10 protein-coding genes and 1 pseudogene are annotated in these 15,250 nt (G+C 70.0%); 5 read left to right on the top strand and 6 right to left on the bottom strand.

Features of this window, described 5'->3' with window-relative positions; translation table 11 throughout:
- Window positions 1-855, bottom strand: coding sequence for an Rv3235 family protein (locus AC2XR2_RS17185; RefSeq protein WP_491515510.1), 855 nt, complete (start codon window positions 853-855; stop codon window positions 1-3).
- Window positions 856-1,163: 308 nt separating this feature from the next.
- Here AC2XR2_RS17185 and AC2XR2_RS17180 point away from each other — a divergent pair, with 308 nt between their 5' ends.
- The 3 genes and pseudogenes from AC2XR2_RS17180 (at window position 1,164) to AC2XR2_RS17170 (ending at window position 8,142) form a co-directional block, all read left to right on the top strand.
- Window positions 1,164-1,679 carry a DUF6912 family protein gene (locus AC2XR2_RS17180; protein ID WP_381305978.1) on the top strand — a complete coding sequence of 172 codons (516 nt, stop codon included), beginning with the start codon at window positions 1,164-1,166 and terminating at the stop codon, window positions 1,677-1,679.
- 77 nt (window positions 1,680-1,756) lie between these two features.
- Window positions 1,757-2,423 (top strand): annotated as a pseudogene (locus AC2XR2_RS17175) (HAD family hydrolase).
- A gap of 745 nt (window positions 2,424-3,168) precedes the next feature.
- On the top strand, window positions 3,169-8,142 hold the full coding sequence (locus tag AC2XR2_RS17170; protein WP_491515509.1) for an NAD-glutamate dehydrogenase: 4,974 nt from the start codon (window positions 3,169-3,171) through the stop codon (window positions 8,140-8,142).
- A gap of 118 nt (window positions 8,143-8,260) precedes the next feature.
- Here the strand turns inward: AC2XR2_RS17170 and AC2XR2_RS17165 are convergent, their stop codons facing one another.
- The gene (locus AC2XR2_RS17165; protein ID WP_491515508.1) at window positions 8,261-9,082 is read right to left on the bottom strand and encodes an ABC transporter ATP-binding protein; all 822 of its coding nucleotides are present in this window, start codon (window positions 9,080-9,082) and stop codon (window positions 8,261-8,263) included.
- Window positions 9,075-9,992: an ABC transporter permease gene (locus tag AC2XR2_RS17160; protein ID WP_449349688.1), complete on the bottom strand. Its 918-nt coding sequence runs from the start codon at window positions 9,990-9,992 to the stop codon at window positions 9,075-9,077. Before AC2XR2_RS17160 ends, AC2XR2_RS17165 begins: the two co-directional genes overlap by 8 nt.
- Before the next feature lie 316 nt (window positions 9,993-10,308).
- Here AC2XR2_RS17160 and AC2XR2_RS17155 point away from each other — a divergent pair, with 316 nt between their 5' ends.
- A complete protein-coding gene (locus AC2XR2_RS17155; RefSeq protein ID WP_491515507.1) occupies window positions 10,309-10,947 on the top strand; it encodes a TetR/AcrR family transcriptional regulator in 639 nt (212 codons plus the stop codon).
- A gap of 83 nt (window positions 10,948-11,030) precedes the next feature.
- On the opposite strand, the gene vanX is transcribed toward AC2XR2_RS17155, so the two are convergent.
- The 3 genes from vanX to AC2XR2_RS17140 are packed head-to-tail and all read right to left on the bottom strand — an operon-like array spanning window position 11,031 to window position 13,712.
- Window positions 11,031-11,648 carry a D-Ala-D-Ala dipeptidase VanX gene (gene vanX, locus AC2XR2_RS17150; RefSeq protein WP_491518460.1) on the bottom strand — a complete coding sequence of 206 codons (618 nt, stop codon included), beginning with the start codon at window positions 11,646-11,648 and terminating at the stop codon, window positions 11,031-11,033.
- Between the two features lie 41 nt (window positions 11,649-11,689).
- Complete coding sequence (gene vanA-Sc / locus AC2XR2_RS17145) at window positions 11,690-12,730, bottom strand: D-alanine--(R)-lactate ligase VanA-Sc (RefSeq protein ID WP_491515506.1); 1,041 nt, start codon at window positions 12,728-12,730, stop codon at window positions 11,690-11,692.
- Window positions 12,723-13,712 (bottom strand): D-isomer specific 2-hydroxyacid dehydrogenase family protein, encoded by a 990-nt coding sequence (locus tag AC2XR2_RS17140; protein ID WP_491515505.1) that lies wholly within the window; start codon window positions 13,710-13,712, stop codon window positions 12,723-12,725. Before AC2XR2_RS17140 ends, vanA-Sc begins: the two co-directional genes overlap by 8 nt.
- A 127-nt stretch (window positions 13,713-13,839) precedes the next feature.
- On the opposite strand from AC2XR2_RS17140, the gene AC2XR2_RS17135 reads away from it, so the two are divergent.
- Window positions 13,840-15,183 (top strand): UDP-N-acetylmuramoyl-tripeptide--D-alanyl-D-alanine ligase, encoded by a 1,344-nt coding sequence (locus AC2XR2_RS17135; RefSeq protein ID WP_491515504.1) that lies wholly within the window; start codon window positions 13,840-13,842, stop codon window positions 15,181-15,183.
- Window positions 15,184-15,250: the final 67 nt, after the last annotated feature.

Genomic DNA, 15,250 nt, shown 5'->3' with positions numbered 1-15,250 from the left:
TCAGTCGTCGTCCGGGCGGGGGGCTCGGGGGCCGCCGAGTTCGACCGCTGTGCAGCGCCAGCGGAGGTCCGGGCCCTGTTCCAGGCGGAAGGCCATGGCGCGCACCTGGTCGCCGGCGCCGATGCGGGCGAAGGCCTCGACGGCGCCCGCGCGGGGGACGTAGTAGCCGATGTCGCGGACGACGGGGTGGGTGCCGCGGGTGCGCAGGGGGCCGCGTTCGGCCAGCCAGGCCAGTTCGTCGTAGGCGCGGCCCGCGGTGTGCCGGAGCATCGAGTGGACGGGGCGTTGACCGCTCAGGACGGCGAGGAGGAGGTCGGCGAAACGGTCGGTGGGGCGGGGCTGGGGGACGAGCGGGCGGCGGGGGGTCTGGGGCGGGACGAGGGGGGTGGCCTCCGGGGTGACGTCCGGGGTGGGGTGCGGGTGCGTGGTGGTGCCGGGCGCTGTGGCGGCTGAGGTGTGGGGGTGCGGCCTCGTGATGGGCGTGCCGGTGAGCGCGGCAGTGGCTCGGGAGGGGGTGCTGCTGGTGGTGGTCGTGCTGCCCGCGTCGGCGGCCGCAGTGCCGGTGGTCGTGGCGGGTGTGACGGTGGTCGTGGGGCCGTGAGTGGTGCCGGGTCGGCTGGTGGGTGACGTGCCGCTCCGGCCGGGGCCGCTGCTCTGCGGGCGGTTGTCCGCGGGCCCGGTGCGGGCGTCCGGGCCGTTGCCGGGGGAGCCCGGTGGGCGGCCGTCGCCCGGGGCCGTGCGGGGGGTGCTGCCGCCGGGGGTGCGGGGCGGGGTGCCGCCGGGGCGGCGGGAGTCGCGGCGAGCGGGCGGGCGGGTGCCGGAGTGGTGCTGGGCCCTGGTCATGACCTTGTTCACGGGATCCCCGTTCTGCGAGCCCGGAAAGTACCGAGCGGTAACTTCGTGCTTGGGGATCTTGTACGGGGCCGTGGGCCACGACGGCAAGGAAGCCGAGGGCTGGGTCGGGCGGCCGGAATCTTCACCTATCAGGGTGATGGGAGGGGCTGGAAGCCCATGATCCCGGGGGCGGGGCGGGTGAATTCCGGGAGCGGGGTGGACGCCTCAGGGAGGCTGGGCAGGGACTCGAAAGGGGACGCCCGCACGTATCCTGAAGGCCTTCGCGGAGCCCCTCCGATCACGTTCTCCGACCACGAAAGCGGCCAGCCATGCGCGTCTACGTCCCCCTGACCCTCCCCGGTCTCGCCGAGGCGTACAAGACGGGTGAGCTGGGGGCCGAGCCGCTCCTCGCCTACGCCGTCACACCCGCCCTGCGTGAGTGGTACCTCTCCGACGACATCGAGGAACTGGAGTACGCGGCGCTGAACCGGGCCGCGCTCGCCTCGCTGCGGCTGCTCGCGGCGGACGCCGGAGCCGCGCGGCGCCGGGTCGTGGTGGCCGTGGACGTGGCCGACGGGGCTGCGGTCGCCGACCCCGACCGGGCGCTGGACCCCGCGGCGCTCGGTGAGGTGCGGGTCGCCGGGACGGTGAAGCTGGCCAAGGCCGCCGCGGTGCACGTCGACTCGGACGACGCGGAGGAGGACGTCACCGCCGCCGTGGACGCGCTGGAGGCGGCGGACGGCGGGGACGACGACGCGCAGTTCGTCGTGGACGGGGCCGAGGACCACGAGCTGCTGTGGTACGCGACGCAGGAGATTCCCAACCTGGTGGGATGGGGCGGCTGATCCTGCCCTGCGGGCGGTTTTACCCGCGGTGACCTGCTGGTCTCTTGATTGTCAGTGGGGGCGGGTACGTTTTTGGCATGGGGAAGCTGACAGGGGCGCACATCGTCTGGGACTGGAACGGCACGCTGTTCCACGACAACGCCGCGATCATCGGGGCGACGAACGCGGCGTTCGGCGAGCTGGGGCTGGCGCCGATCACGATGGAGCAGTACCGGGCGCTGTACTGCGTGCCGGTGCCGAAGTTCTACGAGCGGTTGCTGGGGCGGCTGCCCACCGATGCCGAGTGGGAGGTCATGGACGAGACCTTCCATCGCTACTACGCCGAGCACCGGGTGGCGTGCCGGCTGACCGACGGGGCGGTGGAGCTGCTGACGGGGTGGGGAGCGGCCGGACGCAGCCAGTCGATCCTCAGCATGTACGTGCATGACGAGCTGGTGCCGTTGGTGCGCGGGTTCGGGATCGAGGCGCACTTCCTGCGGGTGGACGGGCGGACCGGGCCCTCGGGGGGCAGCAAGGCGGAGCACATGGAGCGGCACCTCGCCGCGCTGGTGGGGGTGGACGCCGCTCGGACCGTGGTGATCGGGGACGCCGCGGATGACGCGGTGGCGGCGATGCGGGTGGGGGCGCGGGCTGTGCTGTACACGGGGGGATCGCACAGTCGGGCCAGTCTCGAGGGGGGTGGGGGTGCCGGTCGTGGACACCCTGGCGGAGGCGGTGGCGGAGGCTGAGCGAATAGCGGGGTGACGGGGTGAGGTCGGTTGGTGCCGGGTGCCGGGTGCCGGGTGCCGGGTGCCGGGTGTCGTAGCGCCGGGTGACTGAGATGTGCCCTGGGTGCTGTCGGCCGGGGGTGGGTTTCGCTCGCCGCCGCTGGGTGGGTGCCGCTGCGCCCACCCGTGCCGCCCCAGCGGCACGACTGCCCGCAGCTCGGACGGAGTGTCTTGAGGGGACACCGGCCTCGCGGCTGGGGCGGCGGCGCCTTGAAGGGGCGTCGGGCGGTCCGCTGTACGGCGGACGGTATGTCGGACGGCGTGTCCTCTTACGGTGGGTTCGTCGCTTGCGCCCCTGTGCAGACTGTCAAACTTCCACCCCCGGTTTTGTACACATACGGCTCATGACGACCCCCCTGTAAGGAGCGATAGCCTTGGTGGCGTGATCAGCGCGATAGTTCGCGGGGGCGCTGTGGCCTCCGCCCTGCGCCCGGTTCGCACGGAACACCTCCGTGGCCGGGCGGCGGCCGCTGGTCCTCGCGGGCGGGACGGGGTCGTAAGGGCCCTCATGACGCCGCGTACACCCTCGTCAGCGACGCGGCAGAGAGCAGCGTCACACCTGTCGGGCGTGTCGAGAATGGCTGATATCCCCCCGCTCATCTCACCCTGCGGCATAGCGTCGAAGGAGACCGGAGACCCCGGGCCGTGGCGGCGAGCCGCAGGAGAAGAGACCGTACTTCCTTCTACGTCACGCAACGGCGCGCGACAGGAGTCAGAGGACAATGCAGACCAAGCTGGACGAAGCAAAGGCCGAGCTGCTCGAGAGGGCCGCCCGGGTAGCTGAGAACAGCCCGGTCGGGGGGCACCTACCGACTGGGACGACCGACGAGGACACCCCCCGCACCCCGGACACCCCGGACAGCGAGACCGTGCTCGCGTTCCTCCAGCGCTACTACCTGCACACCGCTCCGGAAGACCTCACGGACCGCGACCCGATCGACGTCTACGGCGCCGCGCTCTCCCATTTCCGGCTGGGCGAGACCCGCCCGCAGGGCACGGCCAACGTGCGGGTCCACACGCCGACCGTGGAGGAGAACGGGTGGACGTGCACCCACTCGGTCGTCGAGGTGGTCACCGACGACATGCCCTTCCTCGTCGACTCCGTCACCAATGAGCTGACCCGGCAGGGGCGCGGCATCCATGTCGTGATCCACCCCCAGGTCGTCGTCCGCCGCGACCTCACCGGCAGGCTGATCGAGATCCTCACCGTCCCGCCGGCCGGTGACCTCCCGCACGACGCGCACACCGAGTCCTGGATCCACGTCGAGATCGACCGCGAGACCGACCGCGGGGACCTGAAGCAGATCACCGCCGACCTGCTGCGCGTCCTGTCCGATGTCCGCGAGGCCGTCGAGGACTGGGAAAAGATGCGGGACGCGGCCCTGCGGATGGCCGACGAACTGCCCGCCGAGCCCGTCGCCAGCGACCTGCGCGACATGGAGATCGACGAGGCCCGCGAGCTGCTGCGCTGGCTGGCCGACGACCACTTCACCTTCCTCGGCTACCGGGAGTACCAGCTCCGCGAGGACGACTCCCTCGCGGCCGTCCCCGGCACCGGCCTCGGCATCCTGCGCTCCGACCCGCACCACGCCGGGGAGGAGGGCCACCCGGTCAGCCCGTCCTTCGAGCGGCTGCCCGCCGACGCGCGCGCCAAGGCCCGTGAGCACAACCTCCTCGTGCTGACCAAGGCCAACAGCCGGGCGACCGTGCACCGGCCGTCGTACCTCGACTACATCGGTGTCAAGAAGTTCGACGCGGCCGGCAATGTCGTCGGCGAGCGGCGTTTCCTCGGTCTGTTCTCCTCCGCCGCCTACACCGAATCGGTGCGCCGGGTTCCGGTCATCCGGCGCAAGGTCGACGAGGTGCTGGAGCGGGCGGGCTTCTCGCCCAACAGCCACGACGGCCGCGACCTGCTCCAGATCCTGGAGACCTACCCGCGCGACGAGCTCTTCCAGACCCCCGCCGACGAGCTGGAGTCGATCGCCACCTCCGTCCTGTACCTCCAGGAGCGGCGCCGGCTGCGTCTGTACCTGCGCCAGGACGAGTACGGCCGCTACTACTCGGCCCTCGTCTACCTGCCCCGCGACCGCTACACCACCGGCGTGCGCCTGAGGATCATCGACATCCTCAAGGAGGAACTCGACGGCATCAGCGTCGACTTCACCGCCTGGAACACCGAGTCGATCCTGTCCCGGCTGCACTTCGTGGTCCGGGTCCCGCAGGGCACCGAGCTGCCGCAGCTCAGTGACAGCGACAAGGAGCGCATCGAGACCCGGCTGGTCGAAGCCGCCCGTTCCTGGGCCGACGGTTTCGCCGAGGCGCTCAACGCCGAGCTCGGCGAGGAGCGCGCCGCGGAGCTGTCGCGTCGCTACGGCAACGCCTTCCCCGAGGGCTACAAGGCCGACCACACCCCGCGTTCCGCGGTCGCCGACCTCGTCCACATCGAGAAGCTCACCGAGGCCGGGGCCGAAGGCGGTGCCGACGGCCACGACTTCGCCCTGAGCCTGTACGAGCCGGTCGGCTCCGCCCCCGAGGAGCGCCGCTTCAAGATCTACCGCAAGGGTGACGCCATCTCCCTGTCCGCGGTGCTGCCGGTCCTCACCCGGCTCGGCGTCGAGGTCACGGACGAACGGCCGTACGAACTGCGCTGCTCGGACCGCAGCGTCGCCTGGATCTACGACTTCGGCTTGCGCATGCCCAAGTCGCAGAACGGCGGCGGCGACTACCTCGGCGACGACGGCCGTGAGCGCTTCCAGGAGGCCTTCGCCGCCACCTGGACCGGCAAGGCGGAGAACGACGGCTTCAACGCCCTGGTGCTGAGCGCCGGGCTCAGCTGGCGTCAGGCGATGGTCCTGCGGGCGTACGCCAAGTACCTGCGCCAGGCCGGTTCGACGTTCTCGCAGGACTACATGGAGGACACCCTCCGCCACAACGTCCACACCACCCGGCTGCTCGTCTCCCTGTTCGAGGCGCGGATGTCGCCGGACCGGCAACGCGCCGGCCACGAACTCGTCGACGCCCTCCTGGAGGAGCTCGACGCGGCGCTCGACCAGGTCGCGAGCCTGGACGAGGACCGGATCCTCAGGTCCTTCCTGACCGTCATCAAGGCGACCCTGCGCACCAACTTCTTCCAGGAGGCCGCGGGCGGCAAGCCGCACGACTACGTCTCCATGAAGTTCGACCCGCAGGCCATCCCTGACCTGCCGGCCCCGCGCCCCGCGTTCGAGATCTGGGTGTACTCACCGCGCGTCGAGGGCGTGCACCTGCGCTTCGGCAAGGTCGCGCGCGGCGGCCTGCGCTGGTCCGACCGGCGTGAGGACTTCCGCACCGAGATCCTCGGCCTGGTCAAGGCGCAGATGGTGAAGAACACCGTCATCGTGCCGGTCGGCGCCAAGGGCGGCTTCGTCGCCAAGCAGCTCCCGGACCCGGGCGTGGACCGGGACGCGTGGCTCGCCGAGGGCATCGGCAGCTACAAGACGTTCATCTCGGCGCTCCTCGACATCACCGACAACATGGTCGCCGGTGAGGTCGTCCCGCCCGCCGACGTCGTACGGCACGACGAGGACGACACCTACCTGGTCGTCGCCGCCGACAAGGGCACCGCCACCTTCTCCGACATCGCCAACGGGGTCGCGGAGTCCTACAACTTCTGGCTCGGTGACGCCTTCGCCTCCGGCGGCTCGGCCGGCTACGACCACAAGGGCATGGGCATCACCGCCCGCGGCGCCTGGGAGTCCGTCAAGCGGCACTTCCGCGAACTGGACGTCGACACCCAGTCCGAGGACTTCACCGTTGTCGGCATCGGCGACATGTCCGGTGACGTGTTCGGCAACGGCATGCTGCTGAGCGAGCACATCCGGCTGGTCGCCGCCTTCGACCACCGGCACATCTTCATCGACCCGAAGCCCGACGCGGCCACCTCCTACGCCGAACGCCGCCGCATCTTCGAGCTGCCGAGGTCGAGCTGGGCGGACTACAACACCGAGCTGATCTCCACGGGCGGCGGCATTTTCCCCCGTACCGCCAAGTCCATCCCCGTCAACGCCCACGTCCGCGAGGCCCTCGGGATCGAGGACAAGGTCACCAAGATGACCCCGGCCGACCTGATGAAGGCCATCCTCAAGGCGCCGGTGGACCTGCTGTGGAACGGCGGCATCGGCACCTATGTGAAGGCCTCCACCGAGACCCACACGGACGTCGGCGACAAGGCCAACGACCCGATCCGCGTCGACGGCGCCGACCTGCGCGTCAAGGTCGTCGGCGAGGGCGGCAACCTGGGCCTGACCCAGCTCGGCCGGATCGAGTTCGCGCTGCACGGCGGCAAGATCAACACCGACGCCATCGACAACAGCGCCGGCGTGGACACCTCCGACCACGAGGTGAACATCAAGATCCTGCTCAACGGCCTGGTCACCGAAGGCGACATGACGGTCAAGCAGCGCAACAAGCTGCTCGCCGAGATGACCGACGAGGTCGGCCGCCTGGTGCTGCGCAACAACTACGCGCAGAACACCGCCATCGCCAACGCGCTCGCCCAGTCCAAGGACATGCTCCACGCCCAGCAGCGCTTCATGAAGCACCTGGTGCGCGAGGGCCACCTCGACCGGGCCCTGGAGTTCCTGCCCACCGACCGCCAGATCCGCGAACGCCTCGCCCAGGGCCAGGGCCTGACCAGCCCGGAGACCGCGGTCCTGCTGGCGTACACGAAGATCACGGTCGCCGACGAACTCCTGCACACCGGCCTGCCGGACGACCCGTACCTGCGCACCCTGCTGCACGCGTACTTCCCGACCGCGCTGCGCGAGCAGTTCCCCGAGCACATCGACAGCCACCCGCTGCACCGCGAGATCACCACGACCGTCCTGGTCAACGACACGGTCAACACCGGCGGTACGACCTATCTGCACCGCCTGCGCGAGGAGACCGGAGCGTCGCTGGAGGAGATCGTCCGGGCGCAGACCGTGGCCCGCGCGATCTTCCGCTCCGGCGTGGTGTGGGACGGCGTCGAGTCCCTCGACAACCGCGTCGAGGCCGCCGTGCAGACCCGGATCCGGCTGCACTCGCGGCGCCTGGTCGAGCGCGGCACGCGCTGGCTGCTCAACAACCGGCCGCAGCCGCTCCAGCTCGCCGAGACCGTCGAGTTCTTCGGCGACCGCGTCGAACTGGTGTGGTCGCAGCTGCCGAAGCTGCTGCGGGGCGCGGACCTGGAGTGGTACCAGAAGATCTACGACGAGCTGAGCGGCGCCGGCGTCCCGGACGAACTCGCCACGCGCGTGGCCGGGTTCTCCTCCGCATTCCCGACGCTGGACATCGTCTCGGTGGCCGACCGCATGGGCCGCGACCCGATGGACGTCGCCGAGGTCTACTACGACCTCGCCGACCGGCTCCACATCACCCAGCTCATGGACCGCATCATCGAGCTGCCCCGCGCCGACCGCTGGCAGTCCATGGCCCGCGCGTCGATCCGCGAGGACCTCTACGCGGCCCACTCGGCCCTGACGGCCGACGTCCTCGCGGTCGGCAACGGCACCTCGACCCCCGAACAGCGCTTCAAGGCCTGGGAGGAGAAGAACGCCGCGATCCTCGGCCGGGCGCGCGTCACCCTGGAGGAGATCCAGGGCTCGGACGCCTTCGACCTCGCCAACCTCTCGGTGGCGATGCGCACCATGAGGACGCTGCTGCGACAGCACTCGTAAGGCCTACGGCCCTTCCTTCGGGCCTACGACCATGAGGGCGCCCGGGACGGTGAAGTCCCGGGCGCCCTCGTCGTCGTAGCTCAGTCGTGGTTCGGTTCTGAGTTCATGTGCCGTGGCGTCAGGCGGCGACCTTCGGCTGCGGCTTGGCCTTGTCGGGGCCGCCCGTGAAGTCCTCGTAGGCCGCCAGGACGTCCTCGGTCGGGCCGTCCATGCGCAGTTCGCCGCGCTCCAGCCACAGCACCCGGTCGCAGGTGTCGCGGATGGACTTGTTGCTGTGGCTGACCAGGAACACCGTGCCCGCGTGCTTGCGCAGCTCGCGGATGCGGTCCTCGGAACGCTTCTGGAAGGAGCGGTCGCCGGTCGCGAGCGCCTCGTCGATGAGCAGCACGTCGTGGTCCTTGGCGGCCGCGATGGAGAAGCGCAGGCGGGCCGCCATGCCGGAGGAGTAGGTGCGCATCGGGAGGGTGATGAAGTCGCCCTTCTCGTTGATGCCCGAGAAGTCGACGATCTCCTGGTAGCGGTCCCTGACCTGCTCGCGGGACATGCCCATCGCGAGGCCGCCGAGGTAGACGTTGCGCTCGCCGGTGAGGTCGTTCATCAGGGCCGCGTTGACGCCGAGCAGGGAGGGCTGGCCGTCGGTGTAGATACGGCCGTTCTCGACCGGGAGCAGGCCCGCGACCGCCTTCAGCAGCGTCGACTTGCCGGAGCCGTTGGTGCCGATCAGGCCGATGGCCTCGCCCTTGTACGCGACGAAGGAGACGTTCTTGACCGCGTGCACCTTGCGCACGCCCGCCGCCTTCTCGGCCTGACCCCGGCGCAGCATGCGGTTGAGGGCGGCGGTGGCGGAGCCCTTGCCGGCGCCGGTGCCGTTGACGCGGTAGACGATGTCGACGCCGTCGACGACGACGGTGGGGATCTGGTCGTTCTCGATGTCAGCCACGGCCGTACGTCTCCTCAGCCTTCCAGAAGTAGATGAACCCGCCGACGCCGGCGATCAGGGCCCAGCCCGCCGCGATCGGCCACACGTGGTGCGGCAGCTGGCTGGAGTGGAAGCTGTCGATGAGGGCGTAGCGCATCAGGTCGATGTAGACGGCGGCCGGGTTGGACTGGAGGACCGGGACCACCCAGTGCGGCCAGTCGTGGTGCCCCTTGGCCAGCTTGTCGATGCTCCACATCACGCCGGAGACGTACATCCAGGTGCGCAGGATGAACGGCATCAGCTGCGCGATGTCCGGCGTCTTGGCGCCCATCCGGGCCATGATCATCGAGACGCCGGCGTTGAAGGTGAACTGGAGCACCAGCGCCGGGATCGCCAGCAGCCAGGACGCGGAGACCGGCACGCCGAAGCAGAGCAGGATCACGACCAGCGCGGCCATCGAGAACAGCAGCTGCTGGAGCTGCTGGAGGCAGAACGAGAGCGGCAGCGCGGCTCGCGGGAAGTGCAGCGCCCGCACCAGGCCCAGGTTGCCGGAGATCGCGCGGGTGCCCGCCAGGATCGAGCTCTGCGTGAACGTCCAGATGAACACGCCCGTCACCAGGAACGGGATGTAGTCCGGCACGCCCTTCTTGGTGCCCAGGAGCACACCGAAGATGAAGAAGTACACCGCCGCGTTCAGGAGCGGGTTCATCACCTGCCAGACCTGGCCCAGCTTCGCCTGGCTGTACTGCGCGGTGAGCTTGGCGGTCGAGAACGCGGTGATGAAGTGTCGCCGCGCCCACAACTGGCTGACGTACACGGGCAGGGAGGGACGGGCACCGCTGACCGCGAGGCCGTGACGGGCGGCAAGGGCCGCGAGGTCGTCGTCGGCCGGGGCCGCTGTGGGGGGCGGTGTGTCGAGGACCTGGCTCACATCCGCTGCTTTCGTTCGGGGGGTGGGGTGGCGCGTGATGCGTGGTGGTGCGTGGTGCGGGTGCGGCGGGTGGGTCCGTCACCCGATGTTTCCTTACGTGTCTCTTCACGTTTTCTTACGTCGGGACGGGACCGTATCGTCGCAACGTGAGCGTAGGACGAGTGAGCGTCGGAACGCAACCGTTTCGTCGTCACGAATGACGTCGGGACGTAACCGTATCGTCGTGACGTGGTGCGTCGGGACGCTGCCGTATCGTCGCAACGCCCCCGTCCGCGCCGCATCGCGTCGGAACGGGACCGTTTCGTCGCTACGCCCTATGCTGGTCCGCATGACGACCAACGCCGACGCGCCGCAGACCCGTCCGCGCCGCCGTGCCCCGGCCGGAGCCGCCGTACTGCGCGAGGACGTGACGGAAGCCATTCGGGCAGCCGTCTTCGAGGAGCTCGCGGCCGTCGGGTACGCGCGGATGTCGATAGAGGGCATCGCGCGCCGCGCGGGCGTCGGCAAGACCGCGGTGTATCGCCGCTGGCGTTCCAAGCTGCACCTGGTCCTCGACGTCGTCTCGGAGATCGCGGTGCTGGGCCTGCCGGTGCCGGACACGGGCGCGCTCCAGGACGACCTGCAGATGCTGTACGAGGTGACGTCCCGGGCGCTGCGGCACCCCGTGGCCTCGCAGATCCTCCCGGACCTCCAGGCCGAGGCGGCCCGTAACCCCGAGATCGCCGAGGCTCTCCAGAACGCTCTGCAGAAGGGCCAGGAGGGCGTCGCCAGCAAGATCATCGTGGCGGCGGAGCAGCGCGGTGAGATCAGGCCCGGCCTCAACGACGAACTGGCCCTCGACCTGATCTCGGGCCCCCTGTACTGGCGTTCCGTCGTGATCCGCAGCCCGAAGCTGCCGAAGGGGTACATCGCGGCACTGGCGCACGCGACGACGGAGGCGCTGAAGGCGCTCTGAGCCGCCGTGGACGTGGGCCGAGCGGCAACAAGCCGCCGGGACCGGCATCACGGTCCCGGCGGCTGTGGTGGTGGCCCGTGGGCCTACGCGACGGGGAAGTCGAAGTAGGTGTCCGGATACGGCTCGTCGTCGAGCGTGTAGTGCCACCACTCGCGCTCGTACGCGCTGAATCCGCAGGCCTCCATGATGGACCGCAGGTGCCGGCGGTTCCGCGCCTCGGCAGGTGTGATGCCTGGGGCGCCGTGGTGGGAGACGGGGTCCATCAGGTCGTGGTCGCCGCCCATGGGGACGAGTTCGTTCGTGGCCAGGTCGTAGAGCGTGAGGTCGACGGTGCCGCCCCGGCTGTGCCCCGACCGGGCGGCCACATATCCCCGCTCGAACATCTCGGCCCTGCCGATACGGGGATAGTGGCGGGACTTCGTACGGCCGTCCTCCGGCTGCCGCGACCAGCGCAGAAAGCAGTCGACGGCGTGCTGCGGGCGATAGCCGTCCCAGAGCAGCAGGCCGAACCCCGCTGACGCGGCCTTTCGTTGCGCCCGTTCAAGGGCCGCGCACAGGGCTCTCGTACCGACGACTCGATTGGCCAGGTATCCGTCCACCGGTTTGCCGGTGAAGTTGTCCCAGGTGGCGTACTTGGCGTCCCAGCGTATTCCGGAGGCCAGGTCGTCCACGTAGAAGAAGTCGTCCGTCGTCGACTCCATCGGCCTCGCCATTTTCACCGGCTTCATCGGCTTCATCGGCTTCATCGGGTCTTGCCTGTCAGGGCGAGGGAGACCGTCCGGTCGATCACCTCGGAGAGCGGCAGACCCGCCGCCGCCATCATTCGCGGATAACGGCTGTACGAGGTCATGCCGGGAAAGGTGTTGACCTCGTTGAGGACCACTTCTCCGTCCTCCCTGAGGAACATGTCCACCCGCGAGAGGCCCCGGCATCCCAGGGCGCGGTACACGGCCTTGGCCGTCTCCTGGACGAGGAGCCGTGAGTCCTCCGGAATGTCGGCGGGAACGATCGCCGTGGAGTTGTCGGAACCGGTCTCGGGGGCGTCTTCCTGATGGATCCTGAAGAAACCGTGGGAGAGGGCGATCCGGTCCACCTCGCCCACGACGAGATCGGACTCGTTCCCGAGAACGGCGCAGCCGATCTCGCTGCCGACGACGGCCTCTTCGATCAGCACTTTCGCGTCGTACCGCCGTGCCGTCTCCACCGCACCGGGAAGTTCCTCCCGCCGGGACACCTTGGTGACGCCGAAGGACGATCCCGACCGGGCCGGCTTCACGAAGACCGGATAGGTGAGCCGGGTGGGGTCGACGGTCTCGTCCGCCGTGACGGTCCAGAAATTCGGTGTGGAGATTCCCGCGCTTCCGGCGACGACATAGGCGAGGGATTTGTCCATGCACAGCGCGGAACTCTGGATGTCGCAGCCTATGTAGGGGATGCCGGAGAGTTCCAGCAGACCCTGCATCGCGCCGTCCTCGCCGAACGGGCCGTGCAGGACGGGCAGCACCACGTCAAGGCGGATCGTGCTGTAGCGGCCCTCCTCCAGCACGAGCAGCCCGTGTGTGTCGCTGTCCGGCGACAGCGCGACCGGACGACAGTCGCCGTTCTCCCATCCCGGGTCGGGCCCGTCGCAGAGCTTCCAGGCGCCGCTCTTGGTGATCCCGATGTAGAGGGGCTCGTATTTCTCGGGATCGAGGTTCTGGGCCACCTCGCGCGCGGACTTGAGGGAGACGGGGTGTTCCTCGGAACGGCCTCCGAATACGACGCCGACCTTGAGCCTAGGCATGCTGATTCCCGCTTTCGAACGTCAGGCAGTTGGTGAGGGAGTTCCGCACGGTGTCGTGCAGGGCGTGATCCGTGTAGTAGGCGGTGTGCGGGGTGATGAGCGCGTTCGGCAGTTCTTGGAGTCGCAACAGCGCTTTGCTTTCCACGGGTTCGTCCCGGCGGTCGGCGTAGAAGACGCCTTCCTCGCCCTCCACGACGTCCAGCGCCGCGCCGCCCAGCCTGCCGCTCTCCAGCTCCTGGACCAGCGCCTCGGTGTCGACGAGCCCGCCCCGTGCGGTGTTGACGATCAGCGCGCCGTCCTTCAGCCGCGCCAGGCGCTGCCGGTTCAGCAGGTGGTGCGTGGCCGCGGTGAGCGGCGTGTGCAGCGTGACCAGGTCGCTCCGGCGCAGCAGTTCGTCGAGCGGAACGTGCTCGGCACGGGGGCCGGGACGGTCCACGGGGCGCTTGTCATGGGCCAGGACGCGACAGCCGAACCCCCGGAGCCGGTCCATGACCGCCGCGCCTATACGGCCCGTCCCGATCACGCCGACCGTCAGATCGCGCAGTTCCCTCCCGCGCACCTCACTCAGTCGGTAATCATGCAGGTCGGTGCGGCGGACGGTGGCTTTCGCGTCCCGTAGCGCCATCAGCATGAGCATCAGCGTGTAGTCGGCGACGCTGTCCGGCGAATACGAGACGTTTTCCACGAAGACGCCGATGCTGTCCGCATATTTCACGTCGATGTGGTTGCAGCCGATGCTCCGTGTGGAGATGTACGTGACGCCGGCTCGACCGAGTGCGCGGAGTGCGGCACGGGTGATGACGGTCTTGTGGCCTACGCTGACGCAGCGGCCGCCGACGGCCAGTTCCGCATTGTTCTCGGACAACGGTGCGTCGGTGATGACCGGCCGTACGCCGAGACCGGGCGCCAACTCGCGGAACAATACGGCTTCGTCCGGGCCGCACCCGTACACGGTGATGCGGGTCGTTTCGCTGTGGGTCATTCCTCAAGGCAACGCCGTGTGCCGTTGCCGGAACGTATGGCGTTTTCGATATGCCCGCGATACGTCCCGCTCCTTTGACTTGAGGAATGACTCGCACAACATCAGGCATGACGTCCGGGGAATTGCCGTGATCCCGCTCGGGCTCGGCGAGATCGCCGAAATCGTCGGTGGAAAGGTCGCGGGTGACAACTCCGTGACCGTGACCGCGCCGGCCGTGCTCGACAGCCGGCGGGCTGAGCCGGGCGGCCTCTTCGTCGCTTTCGCCGGTGCGCGCGCCGACGGCCACGATTACGCGGAACAGGCGGGGCGGGCCGGTGCGGTGGCCGTGCTCGGCTCCCGGCCCACGCCGCTGCCCACCGTCGTCGTCGAGGACGTACAGAGCGCGTTGCAGACGCTCGCCGCCCACGTGGTGGCCCGGTTGCGTGACATGCTGACCGTCGTCGGGGTGACCGGGTCGCAGGGCAAGACCGGCACCAAGGACCTGCTGGCGGCCGTGCTGTCGGCCGCAGGGCCGACGGTCGCCACGGCCGGCTCGCTCAACAACGAGCTCGGTGTGCCGCTCACCATGCTGCGGGCCCAGGCAGCCACCCGGTTCCTCGTCCTGGAGATGGGAGCCCGCCATGTCGGCGACATCGCCGAACTCACCGGCCTGGTCGCGCCGGACATGGGTGTCGTCCTGAACGTCGGAGTGGCTCACCTCGGCGAGTTCGGGTCGCGCGCCGCCATCGCCAGGACCAAGGGCGAACTGGTGCAGGGGCTCACGCCCGGTGGCACCGCCGTCCTCAACGCCGACGATCCCCGGGTGACCGCGATGCGCGCGCTCACCTGTGGTCCGGTGCTGACCTTCGGCCGGGCCGCCCACGCCGACGTACGGGCGCTGGACCTAGCCCTCGACCGGCACGGACGGCCGTCCTGCACCCTGCGGGCCGGCGCCGCCTCCGCCCACCTCACGCTGCCACTCGTCGGCGCCCACCAGGTGCTCAACGCGTCGGCGGCCGCGGCGGCGGCCCTCGCGGCCGGGGTGCCCCTCGGCCGGGCCACGGCTGCGCTGGCCACGGCCTCGCTGTCGCCGTGGCGGATGGAGCGGCGGGGCCTTGCTTGCGGGGCGACGCTGCTCAACGACTCCTACAACGCCAACCCCGACTCGACCCGGGCCGCGCTGGACGCGCTGGCAGCCGTCGCGGGCGGGCGCCGCATCGCCGTACTCGGCGAGATGCTCGAACTCGGCGACGACAGCGAGGCCGAGCACCGCGCGGTCGGGGCGTATGCCGCCGCCCGGGCCGACGTGGTGGTTGTCGTCGGCGAGGCGGCCCGGCCGATCGCCGACGGTGCGGGAGGGCGGGTGGTGGTCCTCGCCGGCAACGACGCGGCCGTCGACTGGCTGCGCGGGGTCCTCAGGACCGGCGATGTGGTCCTGGTCAAGGCTTCCCGCGGGGCACACCTCGACGAAGTCGCCAGCGCGCTCGCGTAGTCGGCGGGGCGGGGCAGTGCCGACGACGCCAGGCGCGCCAGTAGCCGGGCCAGTGCCCGCGGTTCAG

Source organism: Streptomyces sp. LS-MS-L19 (genome assembly GCF_058382285.1).
The sequence above is the reverse complement of the archived record's forward strand: the minus strand, read 5'-3'. Positions and strand labels throughout refer to the sequence as shown.

Bases quoted from the DNA above. Each gene is read 5' to 3' on its own strand.
- AC2XR2_RS17180 (WP_381305978.1), top strand. From the start codon at position 1,164: ATGCGCGTCTACGTCCCCCTGACCCTCCCCGGTCTCGCCGAGGCGTAC.
- AC2XR2_RS17170 (WP_491515509.1), top strand. From the start codon at position 3,169: ATGCAGACCAAGCTGGACGAAGCAAAGGCCGAGCTGCTCGAGAGGGCC.
- AC2XR2_RS17155 (WP_491515507.1), top strand. From the start codon at position 10,309: ATGCTGGTCCGCATGACGACCAACGCCGACGCGCCGCAGACCCGTCCG.
- vanX (WP_491518460.1), bottom strand. From the start codon at position 11,648: ATGGAGTCGACGACGGACGACTTCTTCTACGTGGACGACCTGGCCTCC.
- vanA-Sc (WP_491515506.1), bottom strand. From the start codon at position 12,730: ATGCCTAGGCTCAAGGTCGGCGTCGTATTCGGAGGCCGTTCCGAGGAA.
- AC2XR2_RS17140 (WP_491515505.1), bottom strand. From the start codon at position 13,712: ATGACCCACAGCGAAACGACCCGCATCACCGTGTACGGGTGCGGCCCG.